Origin of the sequence: Chelatococcus sambhunathii, assembly GCF_001418005.1 — a bacterium.
GTDB classification, from domain to species: Bacteria; Pseudomonadota; Alphaproteobacteria; order Rhizobiales; family Beijerinckiaceae; genus Chelatococcus_A; species Chelatococcus_A sambhunathii.
Genome location: NZ_LIOL01000001.1, coordinates 268156 through 293223 on the forward strand (window position 1 = coordinate 268156; position 25068 = coordinate 293223).

At 67.8% G+C, this 25068-nt stretch carries 19 protein-coding genes; 11 read left to right on the forward strand and 8 right to left on the reverse strand.

Features of this window, described 5'->3' with window-relative positions:
• Positions 1–65: 65 nt before the first annotated feature.
• The 3 genes from ASC46_RS01295 to ASC46_RS01305 are packed head-to-tail and all read right to left on the reverse strand — an operon-like array spanning position 66 to position 4821.
• The gene (locus tag ASC46_RS01295) at positions 66–1235 is read right to left on the reverse strand and encodes an osmoprotectant NAGGN system M42 family peptidase (protein WP_055457490.1); all 1170 of its coding nucleotides are present in this window, start codon (positions 1233–1235) and stop codon (positions 66–68) included.
• The gene (gene ngg, locus ASC46_RS01300) at positions 1223–3031 is read right to left on the reverse strand and encodes an N-acetylglutaminylglutamine synthetase (protein WP_096335312.1); all 1809 of its coding nucleotides are present in this window, start codon (positions 3029–3031) and stop codon (positions 1223–1225) included. The genes ASC46_RS01295 and ngg overlap by 13 nt, the downstream gene beginning before the upstream one ends.
• Before the next feature lie 14 nt (positions 3032–3045).
• Positions 3046–4821, reverse strand: a complete 1776-nt coding sequence (locus ASC46_RS01305) for an N-acetylglutaminylglutamine amidotransferase (RefSeq protein WP_055457491.1) — start codon at positions 4819–4821, stop codon at positions 3046–3048.
• A 117-nt stretch (positions 4822–4938) separates the two neighbouring features.
• On the opposite strand from ASC46_RS01305, the gene ASC46_RS01310 reads away from it, so the two are divergent.
• A complete protein-coding gene (locus ASC46_RS01310; RefSeq protein ID WP_245280434.1) occupies positions 4939–5487 on the forward strand; it encodes a MarR family winged helix-turn-helix transcriptional regulator in 549 nt (182 codons plus the stop codon).
• On the opposite strand, the gene ASC46_RS01315 is transcribed toward ASC46_RS01310, so the two are convergent.
• Positions 5482–7374, reverse strand: coding sequence for a heavy metal translocating P-type ATPase (locus tag ASC46_RS01315; protein ID WP_342585591.1), 1893 nt, complete (start codon positions 7372–7374; stop codon positions 5482–5484). The genes ASC46_RS01310 and ASC46_RS01315 overlap by 6 nt on opposite strands.
• Before the next feature lie 230 nt (positions 7375–7604).
• Here ASC46_RS01315 and ASC46_RS01320 point away from each other — a divergent pair, with 230 nt between their 5' ends.
• Positions 7605–8042 (forward strand): VOC family protein, encoded by a 438-nt coding sequence (locus ASC46_RS01320; protein ID WP_055457493.1) that lies wholly within the window; start codon positions 7605–7607, stop codon positions 8040–8042.
• 32 nt (positions 8043–8074) lie between these two features.
• On the opposite strand, the gene ASC46_RS01325 is transcribed toward ASC46_RS01320, so the two are convergent.
• Positions 8075–9886 carry an ABC-F family ATP-binding cassette domain-containing protein gene (locus ASC46_RS01325; RefSeq protein ID WP_055457494.1) on the reverse strand — a complete coding sequence of 604 codons (1812 nt, stop codon included), beginning with the start codon at positions 9884–9886 and terminating at the stop codon, positions 8075–8077.
• A 327-nt stretch (positions 9887–10213) separates the two neighbouring features.
• On the opposite strand from ASC46_RS01325, the gene ASC46_RS01330 reads away from it, so the two are divergent.
• Complete coding sequence (locus ASC46_RS01330; RefSeq protein WP_055457495.1) at positions 10214–11389, forward strand: lytic murein transglycosylase; 1176 nt, start codon at positions 10214–10216, stop codon at positions 11387–11389.
• A 58-nt stretch (positions 11390–11447) separates the two neighbouring features.
• Positions 11448–12401: an amidoligase family protein gene (locus ASC46_RS01335; RefSeq protein WP_055457496.1), complete on the forward strand. Its 954-nt coding sequence runs from the start codon at positions 11448–11450 to the stop codon at positions 12399–12401.
• 3 nt (positions 12402–12404) lie between these two features.
• Here the strand turns inward: ASC46_RS01335 and ASC46_RS01340 are convergent, their stop codons facing one another.
• Complete coding sequence (locus ASC46_RS01340) at positions 12405–13271, reverse strand: SDR family NAD(P)-dependent oxidoreductase (RefSeq protein WP_055457497.1); 867 nt, start codon at positions 13269–13271, stop codon at positions 12405–12407.
• A gap of 102 nt (positions 13272–13373) precedes the next feature.
• Here ASC46_RS01340 and ASC46_RS01345 point away from each other — a divergent pair, with 102 nt between their 5' ends.
• On the forward strand, positions 13374–14345 hold the full coding sequence (locus tag ASC46_RS01345) for a LysR family transcriptional regulator (protein ID WP_055457498.1): 972 nt from the start codon (positions 13374–13376) through the stop codon (positions 14343–14345).
• 341 nt (positions 14346–14686) lie between these two features.
• On the opposite strand, the gene ASC46_RS01350 is transcribed toward ASC46_RS01345, so the two are convergent.
• The gene (locus tag ASC46_RS01350; protein ID WP_055457499.1) at positions 14687–15391 is read right to left on the reverse strand and encodes a glutathione S-transferase N-terminal domain-containing protein; all 705 of its coding nucleotides are present in this window, start codon (positions 15389–15391) and stop codon (positions 14687–14689) included.
• 259 nt (positions 15392–15650) lie between these two features.
• On the opposite strand from ASC46_RS01350, the gene ASC46_RS01355 reads away from it, so the two are divergent.
• The 4 genes from ASC46_RS01355 to ASC46_RS01370 all read left to right on the forward strand — a co-directional run bounded on the left by ASC46_RS01355 (position 15651) and on the right by ASC46_RS01370 (position 21686).
• Complete coding sequence (locus ASC46_RS01355) at positions 15651–16574, forward strand: AEC family transporter (protein WP_055457500.1); 924 nt, start codon at positions 15651–15653, stop codon at positions 16572–16574.
• Positions 16575–16829: 255 nt separating this feature from the next.
• Positions 16830–18779 carry a PrkA family serine protein kinase gene (locus ASC46_RS01360; RefSeq protein ID WP_055457501.1) on the forward strand — a complete coding sequence of 650 codons (1950 nt, stop codon included), beginning with the start codon at positions 16830–16832 and terminating at the stop codon, positions 18777–18779.
• 24 nt (positions 18780–18803) lie between these two features.
• Positions 18804–20117 carry a YeaH/YhbH family protein gene (locus ASC46_RS01365; RefSeq protein ID WP_055457502.1) on the forward strand — a complete coding sequence of 438 codons (1314 nt, stop codon included), beginning with the start codon at positions 18804–18806 and terminating at the stop codon, positions 20115–20117.
• 12 nt (positions 20118–20129) lie between these two features.
• Positions 20130–21686, forward strand: a complete 1557-nt coding sequence (locus tag ASC46_RS01370) for a SpoVR family protein (RefSeq protein ID WP_055457503.1) — start codon at positions 20130–20132, stop codon at positions 21684–21686.
• A 6-nt stretch (positions 21687–21692) separates the two neighbouring features.
• Here the strand turns inward: ASC46_RS01370 and ASC46_RS01375 are convergent, their stop codons facing one another.
• Complete coding sequence (locus ASC46_RS01375) at positions 21693–22574, reverse strand: LysR family transcriptional regulator (RefSeq protein ID WP_055457892.1); 882 nt, start codon at positions 22572–22574, stop codon at positions 21693–21695.
• Between the two features lie 137 nt (positions 22575–22711).
• Between ASC46_RS01375 and ASC46_RS01380 the strand changes: the two genes are divergently transcribed.
• Entirely contained in the window at positions 22712–23608 is an 897-nt protein-coding gene (locus tag ASC46_RS01380) for a polysaccharide deacetylase family protein (protein WP_055457504.1), read from the forward strand.
• Between the two features lie 226 nt (positions 23609–23834).
• Positions 23835–25067: a 3-methyl-2-oxobutanoate dehydrogenase (2-methylpropanoyl-transferring) subunit alpha gene (locus ASC46_RS01385; protein WP_055457893.1), complete on the forward strand. Its 1233-nt coding sequence runs from the start codon at positions 23835–23837 to the stop codon at positions 25065–25067.
• The last annotated feature ends 1 nt before the right edge of the window (position 25068 follow it).

Genomic DNA, 25068 nt, shown 5'->3' on the forward strand with positions numbered 1-25068 from the left:
CGGCGCCGCGAGCCATGCCGATCAAGCTGATCATGCCGGCTCGCCATGCGCTGACATTTGCGCTTTCACGGATCTCCGGCCGGATCGGGCGCGTCGACGAGCCCGGGCTGCTGCTCGGCCTCATCCATGGGCTGGCGTGTGAAGCCGCGCACCGTCGGGCTCGTTTCCTCCGCGTCGCGGCGGATCTCGACCGGGCTCAGCACATAGGCCGTCACCAGTTCGGCGATGGAGCGCAGTGCATGCATGTGGATGCGCTCGTAGCCGTGCGAGGCGTCGATGCCGAAGGTGATGAGGGCCGCGCGCACATCGTGCCCCGCGACCACCGCCGAGGCGGAATCCGACCTGTAGAAGCGGAAGATGTCCTTCTGGTAGCGGATGTCGTTGTCACGGCACAGACGCACCAGCTTCTGCGTCAGGTGGAAGTCGAACGGCCCCGTCTGGTCCGCCATGGCGATGGTAACGCCGAACTCGTCCGAGTTCTGCCCCGGCCCCGTCGTCCCGTTGTCGATGGCGACGATCGATGCAACGTCGTTGGCGAGCGCCGCCGAGGCACCGACCCCTGTCTCCTCCGCGATGGTGAAGACGAAGTGCGTATCCACTTCCGGCTGCGCGCCTTCGGCCTTGAGGGCCTTGAGCGCAGCCAGAAGGATGGCGACGCCTCCCTTGTCGTCGAGGTGGCGCGAGACGATGAAGCCGTTGTGCAGGAACTCCGGCTGTGGGTCGATGGCGACCGTGTCGCCGACGTCGATGCCGAGATGGACAAGGTCGCGCGGGCTGCGGGCCAGCGCGTCGACGCGCAGTTCCACGTAGGGCCAGCCGGTGGGCTGGCTGTCGACCTCGTCGTTGAAGATATGGCCCGAGGCCTTGAGCGGCAGGATGGTGCCGCGATAGGCGCCCTTCTCGGCGAAGATCGTCGCGCGCGCGCCCTCGGCGAAACGGGCCGACCAGGTGCCGATCGGCACGAGCTCGAGCCGGCCGTTCTCCTTCAGCCGTTTCACCTGCGCACCGAGCGTGTCGACATGGGCGATGAGCGCCCGCGCCGGCTTGCTCTCACGCCCCGGCAGGACGGCGCGGATGGCGCCGCGGCGCGTCAGCTCGTAGGACAGGCCGAGCCGTTCGATCTCGAGGCAGACCTCGCGCACGATCGTATCGGTGTAGCCCGTCGGGCTCGGGATGTTCAGGAGCCGTGCCAGCACGGCGGCGAGATAGGCCGTGTCGATGGTCAGGCGCTGCATCGGTCTCGCCCCTCGAGAAGCGCCGCCTGCCGCACCGCCGCCGGCACCGAGAGCGGGAACAGCAGGTCGACGAAGCGCTCGGCCGTGGGCTGCGGCTCGTGGTTGGCGAGGCCGGGCCGCTCGTTCGCCTCGATGAAGGCATAGTCGGGCTCGCGCGGCGAGCGCACCATGAGGTCGATGCCGACGACGGGGATCTCGATGGCCCGCGCCGCCGCCACCGCCGCCGCAACGAGGCGCGGATGCACCTCGCCGGTCACGTCGTGGATGGTGCCACCGGTGTGCAGGTTCGCGGTGCGCCGCACGGCGATCTCCTCGCCCTGGTCAGCGACATCGTCGAGACCGTAGCCGGCCGCCGCCACGCAGCGCTCCGTCTCGGCATCGAGCGGGATGGTGGATTCCCCGCCCGTCGCCGCCGCCCGCCGGCGGCTCTGGCGCTCGATCAACTCGCGGATGGTGGCGCGCCCGTCTCCCACGACCCGCGCCGGCCGCCGCACGGCGGCGGCGACGAGACGATAGTCGATGACGACGAGACGCAGGTCCTCGCCCGCGACGCGCTGCTCCACGAGCACGCGGTCGCAATAGAGCTTGGCCGTCGCGATGGCCTCATCGAGGTGCTCCATCGTCTCCACGCCGACGGCGATGCCCCGGCCCTGCTCGCCGCGCGCCGGCTTGACGACCAGCGAGCCATGCTCGGCGAGGAAGGCCTCCAGCGCCTCCCGGCCGTCGGCCTCGATCTGCGCCGGAACGGTGAGCCCCGCCCGCTCGACGACCCGGCGGGTAACGGCCTTGTCGTCGCAGATGGACATGGCGACGCCGGTCGTCAGCTCGGACAGGCTCTCGCGGCAATGCACCGTGCGCCCGCCGTAGGAGAGGCGGAAGAAGCCGCCCGGCGCATCCGTCACCTGCACGTCGATGCCGCGGCGGCGCGCCTCGTCGACGATGATGCGGGCGTAGGGGTTGAGCTCCGCCTCGGGCCCGGGGCCGACGAACAGCCGCTCGTTGATCTGGTTCTTGCGCTTCAGGGTGAAGAACGGCACGCGATAGAAGCCAAGCTTCTCGTAGAGCGCGATGGCCTGCTCGTTGTCGTGCAGCACGGACAAGTCGGTGAAGGCGGCGCCGCGCGCCTTGAAATATTCGACGATGTGGCGCACCAGCGCCTCGCCGATGCCGGGCCGAGTCGCCTGGGGATCGACCGCGAGGCACCAGAGCGAGGAGCCGCGGGCCGGATCGCCGAAGGCCCGGCCGTGGTCGACGCCCATCACCGTGCCGATGACGTTGCCCGTAAGTTCGTCCTCGACGACGAAGCAGGTCACAGCACGGCTGTCGCGCTGCGACCAGAAGAAGTCGGGCCGCACGGGCACCATGCCGCGCGTCGCGTAAATGCGGTTGACCGCATCGGCATCGCCGGCCGAGGCGAGGCGCCGGATGAAGAAGCCGGCCGGGCGCCGGCGGGCCGTCTTGTAGGTCGCGAGGTCGAGCCGGTAGGTGTGCGAGGGATCGAGGAACATCTCCTGCGGCGCGAGCGACAGCACCACGTGCGGGTCGCGCACGTAGACGGCGATGTCGCGCCGCTCCGGCGCCTCGGCGCGCATGGTCTCGACGAGCGCCTCGGCGCTCTCGAAGGTCTGGCCGAAGAGGAGGCGCCCCCAGCCGCAGTCGACCGCCGCACCTGTCTTCGTCTGTTGCGTATCGCTCTCCCGCCCCTCGCCGAAGGGCGGCACCATGGCCTGGTTGCGCATGCGCTCGAGGCGGTGGGCATAGGCGCCGCGCCCGCGCCGCGATGTCGAACCCGTCATGCCTGTCTCCCCGGTCAAAGCCCGTGCGTCTGCAGCCACATCTCGAGCAGGGCGACCTGCCACAGCTCGGAGCCCCGAAGGGGCGTGATGGCGCTCTTGGGATCGGCGAACAGCCGCTCGAGATAGCGCTGGTCGAACAGGCCGCGCTCGCGCGCCTTCTGCGAGGTCAGCGCCGACTTGACCATCTCGAGCGTCGACCCTTCGATGTATTTGAGGGCCGGCACCGGAAAATAGCCCTTCTTGCGGTCGATGACCTCGTGCGGGATGACCTGCCGCGCCGCCTCCTTGAGGACGCCCTTGCCGCCCTGGCTGAGCTTGTGCTCGGACGGGATGCGCGCGGCGAGTTCCGCCAGCTCGTAGTCGAGGAAGGGCACCCGCGCCTCGAGACCCCACGCCATCGTCATGTTGTCGACGCGCTTCACCGGATCGTCCACCAGCATCACGGTGGAATCGAGCCTCAGCGCCTTGTCGACCGGATCGTCCGCGCCGGGCATGGCGAAGTGCTGCTCGACGAAGGCGCGCGCCTCGTCCCGCGACAGGTGCCAATCGGGATTGAGATGGGTGCCGAGCCGCCCGTTGTCCCGGTCGAAGAAATGCCGGGCATAGTCGTCGACCGGCGCGTTGGAGCTGGCGAGCGGTGGATACCAGTGATAGCCGCCGAAGATCTCGTCCGCCCCCTGCCCCGACTGCACCACCTTGATGTGCTTCGCCACTTCCTGCGACAGGAGGAAGAAGCCGACATTGTCGTAGGACACCATCGGCTCGGACATGGCCTCGATGGTCGCCGGCAGCGCCTCCAGCATGCGCGTTGAGGGGATGAAGATCTTGTGGTGGTCGGTGTCGTAGTGCCGGGCGATGAGATCCGAATAGACGAACTCGTCGCCCTTCTCCCCGTTCGCCTCCTCGAAGCCGATGGAGAAGGTCATCAGCCCCTTCTGCCCCTCCTCGGCCAGAAGGCCGACGATGACGCTGGAATCGACGCCGCCCGAGAGCAGCACGCCTACCGGCACGTCTGCCACCATGCGCCGCCTCACGGCCTGCCGCAGGGAGGCGAGCACCATGTCGCGCCACTCCTCGGCCGAGCGCGCGACGTCCGCGGGCGTCCGCGTGAAATCGAGGCGCCAGAACTGCGTATCCTTCTGCGTGCCGTCCGGCTCGATCACCCGCACGGTCGCAGGCGGCAGCTTGCGCACGCCCTTGAGCATCGTGCGCGGCGCCGGCACCACGGCGTGGAACGTCATGTAATGCTGCAGCGCCACCCGGTCGATCGTCACGTCCACCTTGCCCGTCGCCACCAGCGCCGGCAGCGAGGAGGCGAACATCAGCGCGCCGTCCGCCTCGGCGAGATAGAGCGGCTTGATGCCGAAGCGGTCGCGCGCCAGGACGACGCGGCCGCTGTCGCGCTCGTGGATGGCGAAGGCGAACATGCCGTTGAAGCGCTTGACGCAATCGATGCCCCAGGCGTGATAGGCTTTGAGGATCACCTCGGTGTCGCCGTGCGAGAAGAAGCGATAGCCGAGGCCGGCGAGTTCCTCGCGCAGTTCGGGGTAGTTGTAGATGCAGCCGTTGAAGGCGATCGTCAGGCCGAGGTCGGCGTCGACCATCGGCTGTTCGGCCTTGTTGGTGAGATCGATGATCTTGAGGCGGCGATGGCCGAAGCCGACACGGCCGCGCGCCACGACGCCGCCGGAATCGGGTCCGCGCGGTGTCATCACCCCCGTCATCCGCTCCAGCATGGCGATGTCCGCAGAGCGTCCGTCGAACCTCAGCTCACCACAAATTCCGCACATCGATCCGTCGATCTCCCCGATGACCGGCGCTTCAGGCCGGCGCCTCACGATAGATAATTTGATATCTAATCTTTACAAGGCGAATGTTTTGATGTCAAATTAATGGCGGAGCAAGCCATGAAAGTTGATGAACGTCAGACAGTCCCGGTGGGTTCCGGGCTGGGGGAAGCCGGATCGAGCGCCGGTGGTTCCATGCGCATCCTGCCGGCGCAGGACGACCTGCAGGCCCTGTCGAAGGCCATCCGCCGCATCGTGCATGTGATGGAGACGCGCTCGAAGGCGATCTCGCGCTCGGTGGGCCTCACCACGTCGCAGATCGTCATCCTGCAAGGTGTCGCCGACCTCGGCGAGGTGACGACGAACGCCCTCTCCCGCTATGCCGACCTGACCCCGGCAACCGTCGTCGTGACCCTGGAGAAGCTCGAGGGGCGCGGCCTCGTCGAGCGCTACCGCAACGTCGTCGACCGGCGCATCGTCCACACCCGGCTGACCCCGGCGGGGCGGGACGTGCTCGCGGCAGCCCCGTCCCTCCTGCCCGACGAGGCGGCGGCCATGCTCGCGGCCCTGCCCGCCGGTGAACGCGCCGGTCTCGTCAGCGCCGTGCGCAACCTCGCCGACATGATGGAGAAGACAGGGAGCGCGGTGCCCGCGCCCATCGGCTCATGAGCCCTTGGCTGTCCCCGGCGCGCTCATGCCCGGTGCCGGCGCGAGCGCCCTGAGCGCGTTCATGATGGCGGCGACGTCGATCACCTCCTGCAACAGCGCGCCCTGCACCGGCGCGAGGAAGCCGGCGGCGGCCGCGAGCATGCCGAGACCCGACAGGCCGATGCCGACATAGACGCTCTGAAGCGCGATGCGCCGCGAGCGCCGGGCGATGACGAGCGCATCCGCCACCGGCGCAAGCCCTTCCACCAGCAGCACGACATTGGCCGCCTCCGCCGAGGCGCTCGCCCCGCGTGCGCCGACAGCGATGCCGACGTCCGCCTCCGCGAGCGCCGGCGCATCGTTGATGCCGTCTCCGATCATCATGACCGCGCCCGTGGCCCTGCGGCGCTCCTGCCGCACGATGCCGAGCTTGTCCTGCGGGGACAGGTCGCCGCGGGCCTCCGCCAACGGCAGGCCGGCGGCGATCTCGGCGACGATGTCGCTGCGGTCGCCGGAGGCGAGGACGAGCCGGGAGACGCCCTCCTGCTCCAGGCGCGCGAGCAGGCCCGCCGCATCCGGCCGCAGGAGATCGGCGAGCAGCAGCACCGCCGCGAGGCGCCCGTCCACCGCGACCGCGACCGCCGCCGTGCTGCCGTCCATGCCCTCGATCGGCGGCACGGCCCCGTCGAGATATTCGCCGACATAGGACAGGCTGCCGACGGCGACCGGCCGCCCCTCCACCCGGCCAGCGAGCCCCCGCCCGGCCGTCTCGCTCACCTCATGCGGCGCCGACAAGGCGAGGCCGCGCTCTCCCGCCGCCTCGATCAGCGCCTCCGCGACGACATGCGCGGAGGCCTGGTCAAGCGAGGCGGCGAGCCGCAGTGCCTCGTCGGCATCGACGTCATCATCCCCGTTCGCCCCGGCGAAGACCCGCACATCGACGAGGCGGGCGCGACCGAAGGTCAGGGTCCCCGTCTTGTCGAGCACGGCGGTGCGCGCCTGCGACAGGGCTTCCAGCGCCCCGCCGCCCTTGATCAGCACGCCGTGCCGCGCCGCCTGCGACAGGCCGGCGACCAGCGCGACGGGCACGGCGAGGATGAGCGGGCACGGCGTCGCCACGACGAGCACGGCGAGCGCCCGCACCGGGTCGCCGCTGACGAGCCAGGCGGCGCCGGCGAGCAGCACGGTCACGGCGAGGAAGGCGATGGCATAGCGGTCGGCGAGGCGCGCCATCGGCGCCTTGGCCTTCTGCGCCTCCTCGACGAGGCGGACGATGCCGGCATAGGTGCTCTCGGCCGCCGGCCTCAGCACGAGGAGATCGAAGGCAGCGCCGATGTTCGTCGTGCCGCTCAGCGCCTCCCGCCCCGGCAACAGCCGCACCGGAACGGATTCCCCCGTGATGGCGGACTGGTCGACCATCGCCGGCTCGTCGACGACGCGCCCGTCCACCGGCAGCACGTCGCCCTGGCGGATCAGGAGGCGCTCGCCGGGGTGGATGTCGGCGAGCGGCACTTCGGCGATGCGTCCCTCCCCGTCGTAGCGCAGGGCGCTGCGCGGCACGCGCGAGAGCAGCGCCCGCATCTCCCGCCGGGCCCGCCCCTCCGCGTAGAATTCGAGATACTGCCCGCCGGCATACATCAGCGCCACGACGGCGCCGGCGAGCGTCTCGCCGAGAACGAGCGCCCCCGACATGGACAAGGCGGCGACGATATCGAGCCCGACGTCGCCGCGGCGCAGGCTGGTGATGATCTCGACGACGAGCACCGCGAGCACCGGCGCCGTCGCCGCCGCCCAGACATAGGGCGCAGCCGCACCATGGCCGGCCATGCGCAGCGCGAACCCGCCGGCGAGCCCGAGCATGGCGAGGAGCACGAGGAACGGACGCAGTCTGGCAACGCTCTCGGACAAGGCGAAGGCCCGGCACTGCCGCACGGCGCGGCAGCACCACTATGCAGCGCGATGCATCAAGGACAAGCGCGGCAAACCGTCCGAACCGCAAGCTTTCTATCGGGAGACGAGCGGCGAAGAGCTGCCACGTATCACAGGCCTCCCTTCCGAACCCCTCTATCAACCGCTTGCTCACCTGGAAAGCAGATCGATGAGTTTACGGCCCAGATCACACCTTGTAGATTGCACATATGGCGCTCAAACGGATGGACAACGTAGGAATCGTCGTCGAAGACCTCGGCGGAGCGATCGATTTCTTTCGCGAGCTCGGTCTCGCGCTCGAAGGGCGGGCCACGATCGAAGGAGAGTGGGCCGGACGTGTCACTGGGCTCGCCGGCCAGCGTGTCGAGATTGCCATGATGCGCACGCCGGACGGCCACAGCCGGCTCGAGCTATCCCGCTTCCTCTCGCCGCCTGTGGCCGCGGATCACCGGACCGCTCCGGTCAACGCTCTAGGCTATCTCCGCGTCATGTTCGCCGTGGACGGTATCGACGAGACGCTTGAAAAGCTTCGCAACCGCGGCGCGCAGCTCGTCGGCGAAGTCGTCCAGTACAAGGACGCGTATCGGCTCTGCTACATCCGCGGGCCTGAAGGGCTTCTCATCGGACTCGCCCAGGAACTCAGTTGAGCGCGCCTGCAGTTCGCCGACCTGCGCTCCGTCTACCCCTCCAGCTCCTCGCGCAGCATCTCCAGCTCGAGCCAGCGCTCCTCCGCCGCCGACAGCTCGCCCTGCACCTCGGCGAGTTTCGCGCTCACCCGCGCGAAGCCGTCAGGATCGCGGGCATAGAGCGCCTCGTCGGAGAGCCTGGCGGCCAGTTCGGCGACCGTCTTTTCCAGTTCGGTGATGCGGGCGGGCAGCGTCTCGAGCGCGTGCTTGTCCTTGAAGCTCAGTTTTTTGCGGGGCGCCGGCCCGGCCGGCTTCTCGGCCGCCGGCTTCGGCGGCTTCTGGGCCTTCGCCTTCTCCACCGCGCGCGCGTCGACGCCGCTGCCGCGCTGGGCGACCATGTCGCTGTAGCCGCCGGCATATTCGACGAAGCGCCCCTGCCCCTCCGCCATCAGGACGGATGTCGCCGCCCGGTCGAGGAAATCGCGATCGTGGCTGACGAGGAGGACGGTGCCGGCATAGTCGGCCAGCATCTCCTGCAGCAGGTCGAGGGTTTCGAGGTCGAGGTCGTTGGTCGGCTCGTCGAGCACGAGGAGGTTCGAGGGGCTGGCAAGGGCCTTGGCAAGCAGCAGCCGCGCCCGCTCGCCGCCGGAGAGCACCTTGACCGGCGTGCGCGCCTGCTCCGGCGAGAAGAGGAAGTCCTTCATGTAGCTGACGACGTGCCGCGACTGCCCGTTGACGACGACGCTGTCGCCCGCTCCGTCGGTCAGCACCTCCGTCAGGCTCGCCTCCGGATCGAGGGCCGAGCGCGTCTGGTCGAGCCGCGCCATGGCGACGTTCGCCCCGAGCCGCACCGTGCCGGCATCGGGCGCGAGCCGGCCGGTCAGCATCTCGACGAGCGTCGTCTTGCCGGCGCCGTTCGCGCCGACGATGGCGACGCGCTCGCCGCGGAAGATGCGGATGGAAAAATCCTCCACGATGCGGCGCTCGCCATAGGCCTTGGCGATGTGCTTCGCCTCGATGACGAGGGTGCCCGACAGCTCCGCCTCGCTCACCGTCATGTCGACATTGCCGAGCACGCGGCGCTGCTCGCGCCGCTCCCTGCGCATCGCACCGAGTTCGCCGAGGCGCCGCTGGTTGCGCTTGCGCCGGGCGGTGACGCCGTAGCGCAGCCAGTCCAGCTCCATGGCGATCTTGCGGTCGAGCTTGTGGCGCTCGCGCTCCTCCTGCTCCAGCACCTCGTCACGCCAGGCTTCGAAGGCGGCGAAGCCCTTGTCGAGCCGACGGGTGATGCCGCGGTCGAGCCAGACGGTGGCGCGCGAGAGGCTTTCGAGGAAGCGCCGGTCGTGGCTGATGAGGACGAGCGCCGAGCGCATGTTCTTGAGCTCGCTCTCCAGCCATTCGATGGCCGGCAGGTCGAGGTGGTTGGTCGGCTCGTCGAGGAGGAGGATGTCCGGTTCCGGCGCGAGCACGCGCGCCAGCGCTGCCCGGCGCGCCTCCCCGCCCGAGAGGTTCGCGGGTGCCTCCTCGCCGGTGAGGCCTAGCTGCTCGAGGAGATAGCGCGCGCGGTAGGGCTCGTCGCCCGGCGCGAGCCCCGCCTCCACATAGGCGAGCGTCGTCGCGAAGGCCGACAGGTCCGGCTCCTGCGGCAGGTAGCGGATCGTCGCCGTCGGCTGCGCGAAGCGCTCGCCCCGGTCCTCTTCGACCAGACCGGCGGCGATCTTGAGCAGGGTCGATTTGCCCGAGCCGTTGCGGCCGACGAGGCAGAGCCGCTCGCCCTCGCCGACGCTGAGCTCGGCGCCCGTCAGGAGCGGCGTGCCGCCGAAGGTCAGGTGGATGTCGGTCAGTTGTAGGAGCGGCGGGGCCATGGTGCTCAAGTGCTTTCGGCGCGGGATGGTTCGGCCCGCCATCTAGCGCAGCCGGGCGCCGCTGCCAAATGCGGCCCTCAGCCGGCCCGCTGGCGGAAGAAGGCGTCGATCGTCACCGCCGCCGTGTCGAGATGGCCGAGGAGGACGGCCACGGCCCGCTCGGCATCGCGCTCGCGCGCCGCCGCCAGCATCGCCAGATGGTCCTCCTGGGCCGAGCTGCTGCCCGGTGAGCGCGAGCAGCCGCGTCCGCTGACCGTGCGGGTCGGCTCCGGCGAAGAATCGGTTAGACTCCGCCGAAGAGGCAGGACACGCACAGGAGGAAGACGCATGCGATCGACGCTGCTCGGGGCCGCACTCGCCGTGACGCTGGCCAGCCCCGCGGCCGCCTCGTTCCAGTCCTGCGTCGCCGGCCTCAAACAGGAGGCGGCACAGCAGGGCGTCAGCCGCGCCATCCTCGACCGCGCGCTCGACATCTCCGCCCCGGACGAGAAGGTGCTGCGCCTGTCAACCGTCCAGCCCGAGTTCAAGACGCCGATCTGGGACTATCTCGCCTTTCTCGTCGACGAGGAGCGTGTGACCCAGGGGCGCGCCATGATGCGCCGCTACGATAGCATCCTGCGCGCCGCCGAGCGCCAGTTCGGCGTTGACCGCTTCGTCATCGCGGCCGTCTGGGGGGTCGAGACAGACTTCGGCCAGGAAGCGGGCAGCTCTTTCCTGCCGCATGCGCTCGCGACGCTGACCTGTGCCAGCAACCGGCGCACGAGCTTCTGGAAGGGCGAGCTGATGGCGGCGCTCAAGCTCGTCCAGCGCGGCGACCTCTCGCTCGACAAGCTCTACGGATCGTGGGCCGGCGCCTTTGGCCAGACGCAGTTCATCCCCTCCACCTACCAGCGCCTCGCGGTCGATTTCGACGGCGACGGCCGCCGCGATCTCGTCAGCTCGGTCGCGGACGCGCTCGGCTCCACGGCCAACTATCTCAAGCGGGCGGGTTGGCGCCAGGGCGAGTCGTGGATGTTCGAGGTACGCGTGCCGGCCGGCTACAACGGTCCCACGGGCCGGCGCAACAAGGCGCCGCTGTCCACCTGGGCGCAGCGTGGCATCACCCGCGCCGACGGCTCGCCGCTCTCCGGCGGGGCGCAGGCCGGCCTGCTGCTGCCGGCGGGGCCGAACGGTCCCGGCTTCCTCGTCTTCCGCAACTTCGACGCCATCTATTCCTACAATCAGGCGGAATCCTACGCCCTCGCCATCTCCCACCTCGCCGATCGCATGGCCGGCTACCCGCCGCTGCGCACGCCCTGGCCGACGGACGATCCGGGCCTGTCACGGGCCCAGCGCCTGCAGCTGCAGAAGCTTCTCATCGCGCAAGGCTACGATATCGGCGAGGCGGACGGGAAGATCGGCCCGGCGACGCGCGAGGCGATCGCCGCCGCCGAACAGCGCCTCGGCATGCCGCCGACGGGCCGCGCCGGAAATAGGATCTACCGGGCTCTCGGCGGGCGCTAGAGACCGCCGTCCGCGCCGGCCTCTGGCGAGCGGCCGCATCGATGCCCACATCGGGAGAATGGAGAGCCTCGCCCCTTCGGACGATCGCGAGCCCCGCTTCCATGCCCCGCCCGTTCCGCTGACGGCCGATGGCCGCCCGCGCAGGGTCGGGGTGGAAGTGGAATTCATCGGGCTGCCGGTCCGCGCCGCCGTCGATGCGCTCGCCGCCGCATTCGGCGGCTTGGTGCGGGAGGAGGATGCCCACGCCTGGCATCTCGAGGCGAGCGCCATCGGCGACCTCACGGTCGAGCTCGATGTCCAGCATGTCCATCCGCATCGCGCGCAGCAGCACTCGCTGCCACGCCTTTCGCCGCCCGTTTCGGCGCGGCTCGGCGCAGCCCTCTCGCCCTTCGTGCCGCGCGAGCTCATCACCGCTCCCCTGCGACTCGACGCGCTGCACCTTGCCGATCGTGCCGTCGACGTCCTGCGGCGAGCCGGCGCTCGCGGACGCGGCATCACGCCCTTCGGCGCGCTCGGCCTGCACTTCAATATCGCCCTGCCGGCGCTTGGCCCGCACAGTCTGGTGCGGCTCCTCAAGGCCTTCCTCGTTCTCGAGCCGCAGCTGCGCGAAGAGATCTATTCCGACGTCGTCGCCCGCCTCTTCGCGCCGCCAGCCTATCCGCCGGCCTATGTGGAGAAGGTACTGGCGCCGGACTACTGGCCGGACGCGGAAACGCTGGCCGAGGACTACCTCGCCGACAATCCCACGCGCCGGCGCTCGCTTGACCTCCTGCCCCTCCTCCTGCACCGCGATCCGGAGGGCATCGCCCCTCGCCTGACGGACAAGGTGAGCAAGCGCGAGGTGCTGCACTACCGCCTGCCGCTCGCGTGGGTCGGCGAGCCAGGCTGGAGCATCGCAGCGGATTGGAAGCGCTGGGTCGGCGTGGAGAGGCTGGCCGCCGACCTCGCAGAGCTCGATGCCGCGTGCCGCAGAGCGCTGGCCGGCAGCCCCCTCCTTGCGACAGGCCCGTGAGCCTTAGGGCAGGTCGCCGCCGTCGATACCGATGACATGGCCGCTCACATAGGAGCTCTCATCGCTCGCCAGGAACAGCACCAGGGCGGCCACCTCCTCCGCCGTGCCGACGCGCCGCATGGGGTAGGGAGCGACCAGTTGCTCGGTCGTTACCTTCCAGTCGCGCCGCACCCGCTCCAGCATCGGGCTCTCGATCGGTCCCGGCGCAATGGCGTTGATGCGCATGTCGCGTCCATATTCCTGGGCAGCGGCGCGCGTCATGTGGATGACGGCGGCCTTGGATGCGCCGTAGGCAAGGATGTTGGGAAAGGCATGCCGCCCGCCGATGGAGGCCATGTTGATCATGGCCCCTTTCGCGCGCACGAGATGAGGCAGTTCGTATTTCATCGACAGGAAGACGCCGCGCAGGTTGGTGGCGATCTGGTCGTCGAAGCCGGCGATGTCGGTGTCGGCGATCGGGGCGGGCGGCAGGTCGATGCCCGCGTTATTGAAGGCAATGTCTAGACCACCGAAGCGCGCCACCGTGTCGGCGACGAACCGCTCCATCTGGCCGGCGTCGCGCACATCCGACCTCAGATAGACGACATCGCCGCCACTCGCGCGCACGCGCTGCTCGACCGCGCGGCCGAGGTCCTCCCGCCGGCCGTTGAAGGCGACCCTGGCGCCGGCTGCTGCCAGAGCACCCACGGTCACCGCCCCGATGCCGGAGGTGCCGCCGGTGACGATCGCCACCTTGCCCGCGAGCCGCCCGGCCACCTGCGCCGCCGCCGGTCCCGCGACAAATCCGCTGCCGCCGACGGCTCCGGCCGCCAGCATGCCGCCGAGCAGGCTCCGCCGTGGCAGCCCGCCTTCCTGTGATTGAATGTCCATGGGATGTTCCTCGCTTGAACACGGAGGAATCTACCGATGCGGATTAGGGCGAAAAATCCGGTTCAACTTTGTGAACCGTTAAGCAACGCTTTATAATTGGTCATGACCTCGTCGGATCCCTTCTCGGGCCTTGCCGCCTTCCTCGCCGTCGCCGAGGCTGGCGGCTTCACGGCTGCCGCCGCGAAGCTCGGCGTGTCGCCCGCAGCCGTGAGCCAGGCGGTGAAGGCCTTCGAGGCGCGGCTCGGCACACCACTCTTCCTGCGGACCACCCGGCGGGTGGGCCTGACCGAGACGGGCGCCGCCCTACTTGCCCGCGCCGGGCCGGCGGCGGCCGAGATCGCCCGGGCGATCGAGGCTGTTGGGGAGATGGGCGAGGAGCCGGCCGGCCTGCTGCGTCTCACCGTCCCCCGCATGGCCGTGCCGCTCGTCGTCGAGCCCGTCATCCCGGCCTTGCGGCGGGCCCATCCCAAGGTGTCCGTCGAGATCTCCGTCGAGGACGCGACGGTCGACCTGCCGGCCCACGGCTATGACGCCGGCATCCGCATCGGCGAATTCGTGGAACGCGACATGGTGGCGGTGCGCCTCACGCGCGACATCGCCTGGTCGGTGGTCGCAAGCCCGACCTATATCGCCGCCCGCGGCACACCAGAGTTGCCCGACGACCTGGCCGGGCACGAGGCCATCCGCTACCGGTTTCCGACATCGGGCGCCGTCTACCGCTGGGAATTCGAGCGCGAGGGCCGCTCAGTGACGATCGACCCGCCGGGCGGCCTCCTCGTCAACGATGGTGCCCTGCTCGTCGCCTTCGCCGCGGCCGGCCTCGGCCTCGCCTATGTCGCCGATATCGCCGCCGAGGCGGAGATCCGGACCGGCCGGCTGGTACCGGTGCTGCAGCCGTTCCTGCCCCGCAGCCCGGGCCTCTTCCTCTATTTCCCGCGCCGGGCCGGGACGCAACCGAAGCTGCGCGCCTTCATCGACGTCGCCCGCCGTGTGCTGCGGCCGGCCCAGCGGGCGGAAGGCGCGGCTGCGGCCCAACCTTGGTGTTGTCCCTCATCGCCGGCCTGCTATCGGTGACGGCCGCGGCGACGATCTTGATGTAGCTCACCACGGTGCCCGGGCTATCCCAGTGCTGGGCATCCTTCCGGCGCAACCATCCGGACGCGCGAACGGAAGGATCATCCGGGCTGTCCAGCTTGCCACGCCGGAGAGCAAAGGAATCACCTGTCGGTCCCGGTTCGGGACAGCCGCCACGGGGCGCGAGCGAATATCCTCGCCACCGTGCGTGGTGAAAGGGCCGAAGCCGGTCTTGTCCACCAAGTCCCATAGGCGCGCAACGTCGTCATCGGCCATCGTTCAACGCCTTCGTTCGAAGACCGCCGGACGAAGACGGCAGGCGCGAGTTCCCTCCGGCCAGATCAGGATCGTCGCGGAATCTCGAGGCCCCTTTGCACGGCCGGACGCGCCAGACCCCGCTCGAGCCAGGCCGGCACATGTTTCAGCCCGTCGAAGCCGACGAGGTCCCCCGCACCATAGAAGCCGATGAGGTTGCGCACCCAGCCGAGCATCGAGATATCGGCGATGGTGTAGTCCTCGCCCATGATCCAGGCGCGGCCCTCCAGCCTCGTCTCGAGCACGCCGAGCAAGCGCCGCGATTCATGGACATAGCGCTCCAGCGGCCGCTTGTCGGCGATCTCGCGGCCGGCGAACTTGTGGAAATAGCCGACCTGACCGAACGTCGGCCCGATGGCGGCCATCTGGAAGAAGACCCACTGGATTGTTTCCCAGCGTCGTGCGGGGTGCTGCGGCAGGAGCCGCCCGGTCTTCTCGGCGAGGTAGAGCAGGATAGCGCCGGATTCGAACAGGCCGAGCGGGGCGCCTCCGGGGCCGTCGGGATCGATGATCGCCGGGATCTTGCCGTTGGGATTGAGTGACAGGAATTCCGGCGTCCACGTCTCGTTGGCGCCGAGATCGATGGCGTGCGCCTCGTAGGGCAACCCGGTCTCCTCCAGCATGATCGATACCTTCACCCCGTTCGGCGTCGGCGCCGAATAGAGCTGCAGGCGCTCGGGATGGGCGGCGGGCCAGCGCTTCGTAATCGGGAAGGCGCGCAGATCCGGCATCGTGGGCTCCCTCAGGAACGGACATCACCCCGCAACCGTAGCCGATGGAGGAAGGCGCTCAAGCCCGGCTGCAGCCATGAACCGACGGCCTCCGCCGCATGCGTGCCGAGGAATTGCCGGCCGACACCGCAGGCGCTATCCGCAGATTCAGGACCCGCCACTGCATGAGTTGAGGACGAATCACGATGCCGCCGACGGCCTTTCCGCTGAGGCAGCCGCGCCCGTCGAACGGTGAAGGACGGCCCGGGGGGCAGCGCGCGTGACCGGCCCAGTCGCACTCGCCCTCGTGCCCGTCGCCCTCATGATCGCGCTCGGCTACGGGCTGCGCCGTTCCGGCTTCATCGCCGAGGCGTTCTGGCCACAGGCCGAGCGGCTGTGTTATTTCGTGCTGCTGCCGGCCCTGTTCCTCAACAGCCTCGCGACGGCGGACATTGACGCCCTGCCCGTGCAGGAGTTGGCGCTCGTGCTCGTCGGTGCCACCGTCACGGTGGCCCTCATCGTCGTCCTCGCCCGCCCGCTGTTCCGCACCGACGGCGCCGCCTTCACCTCGATCTTCCAAGGCAGCATCCGCTTCAACAACTACATCGGGGTGAGCCTCGCCGCCGGGGTCTTCGGTGCGCCGGGCATCGCACTGGCCGCCGTGTGCAACGCGGCCATCGTGCCCACGGTCAATCTGCTGTGCATCCTCGTCTTCGCGCGCTTCGGCACGGCGCGGGTCGCAGCCCTCGGTGTCCTGCGGCTGATTGTCACGAACCCGCTGGTCGTCGCCTGCCTCGGCGGCATTCTGCTGCAATGGCTCGGCATGCGTCCGCCGGCCGGGATCGAGCCTGCGCTGCGAGCCCTCGGCGCCGCCTCCATGCCGCTCGGCCTGCTGTGCGTCGGCGCGGCACTCGACTTCGGCGCCGCCCGCTCTTGGATCGGCCCGGTCATCGCCTCTTCCGTGGCGAAATTCCTTGTCATGCCAATGGTGACACTGCTGGCCGTGCGACTCACCGGCCTCGGCGCACCGGCTGCGACCATCGCGCTGATGTTCCAGGCGCTGCCGACCGCCTCCTCCTCCTACATCCTCGCCCGGCAGCTCGGCGGCGACGCGCCGCTGATGGCGGGGATCACGGCCACGCAGACCGTGCTCGCGGCCTGCACCATCCCCGCTGTACTCGCCCTGTCCGCACTTGTTCCCTGACCGGCGACAGCGCTTCCGATCACATTATGGAAGAGAACAATTTCAGAAGGGCGGCGGAGCCCTATATTATTCTCGGGTGAGTCGGCAATCGATCGCTCCGGAGGTGTGATGTGACAGCCCGAAGGTGACTGCTGGGGCGCCTGCCGGTGCCCATTCCCGAAGAGGGAACAGTGGGTGTGCAAAATCGTTCACCCCGGGAGCAGGAGCCGATGGCCATCCCGTCGCAACAGACCGGGCCTGCCGCGGGAGAGCACGATGCAAAGGAGAGAATCCGACGTCTTCGATCTCTTTTCGGAGATTTATAGAAGTACGGCGCAGGAGGAGATGAGTCTGCAGGACTATCTTCTTGCATGCCGCGACGACAAGAGCATGTATGCCACCGCTCAGGAGCGGATGGTCGATGCAATCGGAGAACCGACGCTCGTCGATACGAGTGCAGACGAACGCCTCGGTCGCATATTCTCCAACAGAACGATCAAGATTTATCCGACCTTCGCCGACTTCTACGGCATGGAAGACACGATCGAGCGGATCGTGGGCTACTTTCGCTATGCGGCCCAGGGTCTCGAGGAGCGCAAGCAGATCCTCTACCTGCTCGGCCCCGTCGGCGGCGGCAAGTCGTCGCTCGCCGAGCAGCTCAAGAAGCTGATGGAGCTGCGCCCCATCTACACCCTCGCTATCAACGGTACCGTGAGCCCGATCTTCGAGTCGCCGCTCGGCCTGTTTCACCCCGAGCGCATGGCCGACCTCCTCGAGGACAAGTATGGCATCGCCCGACGGCGCCTGACCGGCCTCATCTCGCCCTGGGCGGCGAAGCGCCTCGATGAGGTCGGGGGCGACATCTCCAAGTTCAGCGTCGTCAGGCTGATGCCCTCGCGCCTGCGACAGATCGCCATCGCCAAGACCGAGCCGGGGGACGAGAATAACCAGGACGTATCCTCGCTCGTCGGCAAGGTCGATATCCGCCAGCTCGAGAACTACAGCCAGTCGGATCCTGACGCCTATTCGTACAGCGGCGGCCTCAACCGCACGACGCAGGGGCTGCTCGAGTTCGTCGAGATGTTCAAGGCCCCCATCAAGGTGCTGCATCCGCTGCTGACGGCGACCCAGGAGGGCAACTACAACGGCACCGAGAACTTCGGCGCCTTCCCCTATCAGGGCATCGTGCTCGCCCATTCCAACGAATCCGAATGGCTGCAGTTCAAGAACAACAAGAACAACGAGGCCTTCCTCGACCGCATCCTCGTGGTCAAGGTGCCCTATTGCCTGCGCGTGACCGAGGAACGGCAGATCTATGAGAAGCTGCTGCGCGAAAGCGCTCTCGCCAAGGCTCCGTGCGCGCCGGAGGTGCTGGAGATCCTGAGCCGCTTCACCGTCTCGACCCGGCTCGCCGAGCACGAGAACTCGCCGCTCTATACCAAGATGCGGGTCTATGACGGCGAGAACCTGAAGGATATCGACCCCAAGGCGAAGCCCGTGCAGGAATACCGCGATGCGGCCGGCGTCGACGAGGGCATGACCGGGGTGAGCACGCGCTTCGCCTTCAAGGTCCTGTCGGAGACATTCAACTACGACACCAAGGAGGTCGCGGCCGACCCCGTCCATCTCATGTACATCCTGGAGCAGGCCATCAGGCGCGAGCAGTTCCCGAAGGAGACGGAGACCGCCTATCTCGACTTTATCAAGTCCGAGCTCGCCACGCGCTATGCCGAGTTCATCGGCCACGAGATCCAGAAGGCCTATCTCGAATCCTACAGCGAATATGGCCAGAACCTGTTCGACCGCTATATCGCCTATGCCGATGCCTGGCTGGAGAACCAGGACTTCAAGGATCCCGACACGGGCCAGATTCTCAACCGCGAGATCCTCGACAGCGAACTGTCGCAGATCGAGAAACCGGCGGGCATCGCCAATCCGAAGGACTTCCGCAACGAAGTGGTCAAGTTCACGCTGCGCGCCCGGGCGAGGAACCACGGCCGCAACCCCGCCTGGACCAGCTACGAGAAGCTGCGCGAGGTCATCGAAAAGCGCATGTTCGCCCAGGTTGAGGACCTGCTGCCTGTGATCAGCTTCGGCTCCAAGAAGGACAGCGCCACCGAGAAGCAGCACGACGAGTTCGTGCACCGCATGGTCGAGCGTGGCTATACCAGGCGGCAGGTCCGGCGCCTCGTCGACTGGTACATGCGTGTCAACAAGGCAGGGTGAGGCGCCAATGGGCGAGGTCAGCGGATGCCGAATTTCATCGATCGCCGCCTCAACCCGAAGGACAAGAGCCTCGGGAACCGGCGGCGCTTCCTGCGGCGTGCCCACGAAGAGCTGAAGCGGGTCGTCAAGGAACGGATCAGGGCGGGCAAGATCGCCGATGTCGATGCCGAGCAGGGCGTGCCGATGCCCGCGCGCGGCACGGATGAACCGACCTTCCAGCCCGCTCGTACCAGCGGGCAGCGACAATATATCCTGCCGGGAAACAAGGAGTTCACGCCAGGCGACCGGATTCCGAAGCCCGGCGGAGGGACAGGCGGTGCCGGCTCCCGGGCCGGCCGCGGCCAGGCGGAAGACGACTTCCAGTTCGTGCTCTCGCGCGAGGAGGTGCTCGACCTGTTCTTCGAGGACCTCGAGCTACCCGACATGATCAAGCTCTCCCTCAAGGAGACCGTGTCGTACAAGCCGCGCCGGGCGGGCTTCGCGACGAGCGGTGCGCCGACGAACATCAACGTCGGCCGCACCATGCGCAACAGCTACGGACGGCGCATTGCCCTGCACCGGCCGCGGCGCGCGGATGTCGAGGCACTTGCCAGGGAGATCGCGATGCTCGAGACCGCCGCTCCCGCCGCCGGCCGCGGCCAGCGGCTCGAGGAACTGCGCGCAGAGCTGGAGCGGCTGGAGCGTCGGCGCCGGCGCATTCCTTATGTCGATCCCGTCGACATTCGCTACAACCGCTTCGAGCCGCAGCCGCTGCCCAACGCCAATGCGGTGATGTTCTGTCTCATGGACGTGTCGAGTTCCATGGGCGAGCGGGAGAAGGACCTCGCCAAGCGCTTCTTCGTGCTCTTGCACCTCTTTCTCAAGCGCCGCTATGACCGCATCGACATCGTCTTCATCCGCCACACCGACGAGGCGCGGGAGGTGGACGAGGACACCTTCTTCTATTCCACCCAGAGCGGCGGCACGGTGGTCTCCACCGCCCTCGAGGAGATGCTACGCATCATCGAGGAGCGCTATCCGGCACGGGACTGGAACATCTATGCCGCGCAGGCATCGGATGGGGACAATATCGCCGGCGATTCCGAGCGCTGCGCGTCCCTGCTCAACGGGCCATTGATGCGCCTTTGCCAGTATTACGCCTATGTGGAGATCATCGACGAACGCGAGACCGAGATCTTTGGCGCGACCGACAACGGCACTTCGCTCTGGCGGGCCTACCGCACTGTGAACGAGGCATGGCCCAACTTCCAGATGACGCGGATCGCGCGGCCGGCCGACATCTACCCGGTCTTCCGCAAGCTCTTTGCCCGCCAGCCCACGACGCCGCAGCGCAAGTGAACGGGGATCGGGATGACGAAACGGCCAACCTCACCGCTCCTCTTTTCCGGCTCCGACTGGAACTTCGCCACCCTCTCGCGCACCTATGACGCCATCGAGGCGATCGCGCTCGAGGAACTCGGGCTCGACGTCTATCCCAATCAGATCGAGATCATCTCATCCGAGCAGATGCTCGACGCCTATTCCTCGGTCGGCATGCCGCTGATGTACCAGCACTGGTCCTTCGGCAAGCGCTTCGTCTTCGAGGACCATCTCTACCGCAAGGGCCTGCGCGGCCTCGCCTATGAACTCGTCATCAACTCCAATCCCTGCATCAGCTATCTGATGGAGGAGAACACCATGGCCATCCAGGCCCTGGTCACTGCACACGCTGCCTTCGGGCACAACCACTTCTTCAAGAACAATTATCTTTTCCGACAGTGGACCGACGCCAACGCCATTCTCGGCTACATGGAATTCGCCAAGAAATATGTGACGAAATGCGAGGAGCGCTACGGTACCGCCGCCGTCGAGGAGATCCTCGATTCCGCCCACGCCATCATGGACCAGGGCGTGTTCCGCTATCGCCGCCCGCCGCGTCTTTCCTCGGAGAAGGAGCGCGAGCGCGCCCGCGAGCGGCTGGAATACGAGGAACAGACCTACAACGACCTGTGGCGGACATTGCCGTCGTCTGCCGACAGCATCGACGGAGAGAACCTCTCCAAGGCCGAGCGGGAGGCAGCCGAGCGCAAGAAAGCCCTCAATCTGCCGGAAGAGAACCTTCTCTATTTTCTCGAGAAGAACAGCCTCATACTGGAACCGTGGCAGCGGGAAATCCTCCGCATCGTGCGCGTCATTGCCCAGTATTTCTACCCCCAACGCCAGACCAAGGTGATGAATGAAGGCTGCGCCACCTTCGTTCATTACTTCATCATGAATCGCCTTTACGATCAGGGAAAGATCAACGAAGGCACCATGCTGGAGATACTGCAGAGCCATTCGAATGTCGTCTTCCAGCCTGACTTCGACGATCCGCGTTTTTCCGGCATCAATCCCTATGCCTTGGGCTTTGCCCTGATGCAGGACATCGAGCGCATCGCGACGGAGCCGACGGCGGAGGACCGCGACTGGTTTCCCGACCTTGCCGGCAGCGGCGACTGGCGCGCCACGCTGATCGACGCCTGGGCCAACCACCGCGATGAGTCCTTTGTCCTGCAATATCTGAGCCCGGCGCTGATCCGGAAGTTCCGGCTCTTCCTCCTGTCCGACAGGGCGGGCGACAATTTCTGCGAGGTGGCTTCCATCCACAACGAGCGCGGCTACGAAGCGATTCGCGCCGCACTTGCCCGCAACTACGAGACCGGTGCCAACCTGCCCGACATCCAGGTGGTCGACGTCGACCTGCTCGGCAACCGGCACCTGCGACTCGCCCATTACATCAAGAACGGCATCCTCCTGGAGGAGGAGAATCGCGACGCCACGCTACGCCATGTGCGCCGCCTCTGGGGCTACGACGTCAGCCTTTGCGGCATCGATGCGTCGACCGGCGAGACCCGCTACGAGCGTTCGACGGCGCAATTGTCCCAGTAGGCAACCTCATTGTGCGAAGAGGTGTCGCGCCATGAAGTCGACGAAGACGCGCAATTTGGGCGACATGTAACGGCTTGACGGCCACAGCAGCCGGAAGGTTCCTTCATGTTCCGTGTGCTCCGCGAGCACCGCGCAGAGTCGCCCATCGGCGAGTTGTCGGCGAATGGCGAAATCCGGCAGGCAGGCAATGCCAAGCCCCGCCTCTGCCATTGCGATCAGCGGCTCGATGGTGTTGGCGACGGCCGCCACCGGGATATCCGGCTCGCCCGGTCCACGCCGGAGCGGCCAGGGTTCGAGCTTGCCGCTCGTCGCATAGCGATGGTGCAGACAGGCATGGCCGGCGAGATCCGCGGGCGTGCGCGGCGTGCCCCTTTGCGCCAGATAGCGGGGCGAGGCAACGAGCCCGAGCCGGAAGCTGCCCAGGACGCGCATCATCAGGCGGGAATCGCTCACCGCACCGGCCCGCACCACCACGTCGAAGCCCTCCTCCACCACATCGACCAGCCGGTCGGTGAAGTCGAGGTCGAGCGCGATGGCCGGATGGGCCTGCATGAAGGCCGTGAGCGTCGGCATCATTAGCATGCCGGCGAGGGGCAGGCTCACGCGCAGCTTCCCGCGCGGCGTGCCCTGCGTCTGCGCCAGCTCCAGCTCCGCCGCCTCGATCTCGCTGAAGATGCGGCGGCAGCGCTCGAGAAAGCGCGCCCCTTCCGCCGTCAGCGTGATCGCGCGCGTCGAGCGATGCATCAGACGCACGCCAACCCTCTCCTCAAGCCGCGCGATCGCCTTGCCGATGGCGGACGAAGACACGCCGAGTTGCCGGCCGGCGACCGTGAAGCTGCGCGCCTCGGCGGCACGCATGAAGGCGTTGAAGGCGTGCAGGCTGTCCACGGGCGATTCCCCTATTTCGGACATTTTAGTCCGAAATCTTCGTCACTGAAGCCTGATTATTCTATCCTGCGAGCGGCTCTATAGCGCTTGCGACCGGCCGAGTGCGACCTCGGTCGAGGCGAGCAAGGAGTCCATTCATGTCACAGACTGCAGCAGTACCGCAGGAACACGGCCGCTTCCCCTATTCGGCCATCGTCGACCGCCCGCCCCTGCGCTGGCCGCACGGCGCGCGGGTCGCTGTCTGGGTCATCCCGAACATCGAGCACTTCCTGTTTGATCGGCCGGGCGCGGCGATCGTGCCGGCCACGACCGCCTTCGTGCCGGACGTGCTCAACTATTCCTGGCGCGACTATGGCGTGCGCGTCGGCATCTGGCGACTGATGGAGGTCATGGAGCGGCACGGCATTCGCGGCACGGCCGCCCTCAACGCCGACGTCGTTCGGCACTACCCGCGCATACTGGAAGCCGGCAAGGCGCTCGGCTGGGAGTGGATGGGGCACGGCACCAACAACTCCACCATGATCAACGCCCAGTCCGAGGAGGAGGAGCGGCACCTCGTCACGACGGTGCTCGACACCATCACCGAGGCCACGGGCACGCGGCCACGCGGCTGGCTGAGCCCGGGCCTGAGCGAAACCCACCGCACGCTCGACCTCCTCGCCGAGGCGGGGGTCGGCTACGTCGCCAATTGGGTCAATGACGAGCAGCCCTATCCCATGCATGTCAGGAACGGCAGCATGCTGTCGCTTCCTTATTCCGCCGAGATCAATGACTACGCAGCCTTCATCGAGCGCGGTCAGACGGGCGAGGATTTCGCGCGGACCATTCGCGACCAGTTCGACGGGCTCTATGAGGATGGCGCGGTGACCGGGCGGGTGATGGCCATCGCGCTGCACCCGTTCCTGATCGGCCATCCGCACCGCATGCGGGCCTTCGACAGCGCCCTCGCCCACATCACCGCGCGACAGGAGGTGTGGCTCGCCACCGGCAGCGAGATCGCCGACTGGTACGTGCAGCACCGTCAGGCGCGTTAAGTCCCGCTGCCCCGCACGCGCCACAACGTGAGCGAAGACGCCGCCCGCAGCCGATACACGCAACAGTGGAAATTGCGCCCGATCCGGCCGATGATCGGGGGGCGGCGCCTGTGCAGTTGCGTCGTCCCGATAGGCGGTGTCGCGATCGGACCGGGCCGGCGGCCATGGGCCCCGCGCCCGCGACGGTCGTGTTCTGGTAGTCCCGGCGAGCACATAGGCTTTCATGATGGACGACTTTCCCCCTCTCAGCCTGCACGTCCCCGAACCGGCAGTGCGGCCGGGCGGCACGCCAGATTTTTCCAACGTGCCGATCCCCAAGGCCGGCTCGGTGCCGCGGCCGCCGGTGGACGTCGATCCGCGCGACATTCGCGATCTTGCCTTCTCGATCATCCGCGTCCTGAACCGGGAGGGCGAGGCGGTCGGCCCGTGGAGCGGCCTGCTCTCCGACGAGGCCCTGCTCGAAGGCCTGCGCCACATGATGACGCTGCGTGCCTTCGACGCCCGGATGCTGATGGCGCAGCGCCAGGGCAAGACCTCCTTCTACATGCAGCACATGGGCGAGGAGGCCGTGAGCTGCGCCTTTCGCAAGGCGCTCGAGCCTGGCGACATGAATTTCCCCACCTATCGGCAGGCCGGCCTCCTGATTGCGGGCGGCTATCCGATGGTCGACATGATGAACCAGATCTTTTCCAACGAGGCCGATCCGCTGAAGGGGCGGCAGCTTCCCATCATGTACTCATCGAAGGAGCACGGCTTCTTCTCGATTTCCGGCAATCTGGGGACGCAGTTCGTGCAGGCCGTCGGCTGGGCAATGGCGTCTGCGATCAGCAACGACACCCGGATCGCGGCGGGCTGGATCGGCGACGGGTCGACGGCCGAGAGCGATTTCCACGCCGCCCTCGTCTTCGCCTCGACCTACCGGGCGCCGGTCGTGCTCAACATCGTCAACAACCAGTGGGCGATCTCGACCTTCCAGGGCATCGCGCGCGGCGGGGCCGGCACATTCGCCGCTCGCGGACTCGGCTTCGGCATCCCGGCGCTACGGGTCGACGGCAACGACTATCTCGCCGTCTACGCCGTCGCCCGATGGGCGGCCGAACGGGCCCGGCGCAATCTCGGTCCTACGCTCGTCGAATACGTCACCTACCGCGTCGGCGCGCACTCGACTTCGGACGATCCTTCGGCCTACCGGCCCAAGGACGAATCGGAGGCATGGCCGCTCGGAGACCCCGTCATCCGGCTCAAGAACCATCTCGTCCGGCGCGGCGTCTGGAGCGAGGAGCGGCACAGGCAGGCGGAGGCCGAGGTCATGGACAGTGTCATCATGGCGCAGAAGGAGGCCGAGAAGCACGGCACGCTGCATTCGGGCGGCAAGCCGTCCGTACGCGACATGTTCGAGGGCGTCTATGCCGAGATGCCGCCCCATCTCAGGCGCCAGCGCCATCAGGCCGGAGTCTGAG